Origin of the sequence: Micrococcus sp. HSID17227, assembly GCF_003989405.1 — a bacterium.
Taxonomy (GTDB): Bacteria; Actinomycetota; Actinomycetes; order Actinomycetales; family Micrococcaceae; genus Micrococcus; species Micrococcus luteus.
In genome coordinates this window covers 1-1,461 of sequence record NZ_RBLN01000364.1, presented here as the reverse complement: position 1 = coordinate 1,461, position 1,461 = coordinate 1, and the positions used below count along the sequence as shown (strand labels likewise).

The following is a 1,461-nucleotide window of genomic DNA, read 5'->3' as shown; positions in this document are numbered from 1 at the left end:
GGGGTGGCCGCGACCTCGGACGGGGACGTGGCCGCCCACGCGGCGTGCAACGCCCTGCTCTCCGCCGCCGGCCTCGGCGATCTCGGGGCCGTGTTCGGCGTCGACCGGCCCGAGATGGCGGACGCGTCCGGCGCGGACATGCTCCGCGAGGTGCTGCGCCTGCTGACGGAGGCGGGCCTCGCCGTCGGGAACGTGGCGGTCCAGGTGGTCGCACCCCGGCCCAAGGTGGGCGCGCGCCGCGCGGAGATGGAGGCCGCCCTGTCCGCCGCCCTCGGCGGGGCCCCCGTGTCCGTCTCCGCCGCCACCACGGACCGGCTGGGGTTCATCGGGCGCAAGGAGGGGCTGGTCGGGATCGCGACCGCGCTCGTCATCCCTGCGGCCTGAGTCCGCGCCGGCGCACCGACTAGGCTGGCAGAGCCCCGTCAGGACCCCGCCCCTCCGGAAGGACCGCGCCCCCATGGCCCAGCGCTTCTACGACACCCGCACCGCGCAGGTCCGGGACTTCGAGCCCCTCGTGCCCGGCGAGGCGTCGGTGTACTACTGCGGGGCCACGGTGCAGGGCATGCCGCACGTGGGCCACGTGCGCAGCGCGATCGTGTTCGACATCCTCATCCGCTGGCTCGAGGCCACGGGGCTGCGCGTCACCTCGGTGCGGAACGTGACGGACATCGACGACAAGATCCTCGACCGCTCGGCTGCCTCATACGAGGCCGGCTTCGAGGCCTCGGACCTCTACCCGGCCCGCGAGCCGTGGTGGGGCCTGGCCTACCGGTTCGAGAAGGCGTTCGACGCCGCCTACCTCGCCCTCGGCGTCCGCCGTCCCACCTACGAGCCGCGCGCCACCGGCCACGTGCCCGAGATGTTCGCGCTCATCGAGCGCCTGATGGAGCGCGGCCACGCCTACCCCGCGCAGGACGGCTCGGGCGACGTCTACTTCGACGTCCGGTCGTGGGAGCGCTACGGCGAGCTCACCCGCCAGCGCGTGGAGGACATGCAGGACGCGCCCGACGCCGACCCGCGCGGCAAGCGCGACCCCCGCGACTTCGCCCTGTGGAAGGGCGCCAAGCCCGGCGAGCCCGCCACCGCCGTGTGGGAGTCGCCCTGGGGCGCCGGCCGCCCCGGATGGCACCTGGAGTGCTCGGCCATGTCCACGAAGTACCTCGGCGCCGAGTTCGACATCCACGGCGGCGGCCTGGACCTGCGGTTCCCGCACCACGAGAACGAGCTGGCCCAGTCGGCGGCCGCCGGTGACGGCTTCGCCCGCTTCTGGCTGCACAACGGGCTCGTCACCTACGGCGGCGAGAAGATGTCCAAGTCCGTGGGCAACACGATCTCCCCCGAGGAGATGCTCGGCATGGCCCGCCCGACGGCGGTGCGCTATTTCCTGGGGCAGGCCCACTACCGCTCCCAGCTCGACTACCGGCCCGGCGCCCTCGACGAGGCCGAGGCCGCCGTCGAGGA

General features: G+C 74.1%; 2 protein-coding genes. Both read left to right on the top strand.

Annotated elements, in window-relative coordinates; translation table 11 throughout:
• Nucleotides 1–384: 2-C-methyl-D-erythritol 2,4-cyclodiphosphate synthase (locus D8M29_RS11845; protein ID WP_148111612.1), on the top strand; the 384-nt coding region annotated here is incomplete at its 5' end.
• Nucleotides 385–457: 73 nt separating this feature from the next.
• Nucleotides 458–1,461, top strand: a 1,004-nt coding sequence (gene cysS / locus D8M29_RS11840; RefSeq protein WP_127446008.1) for a cysteine--tRNA ligase, incomplete at its 3' end; no start/stop codon positions are given.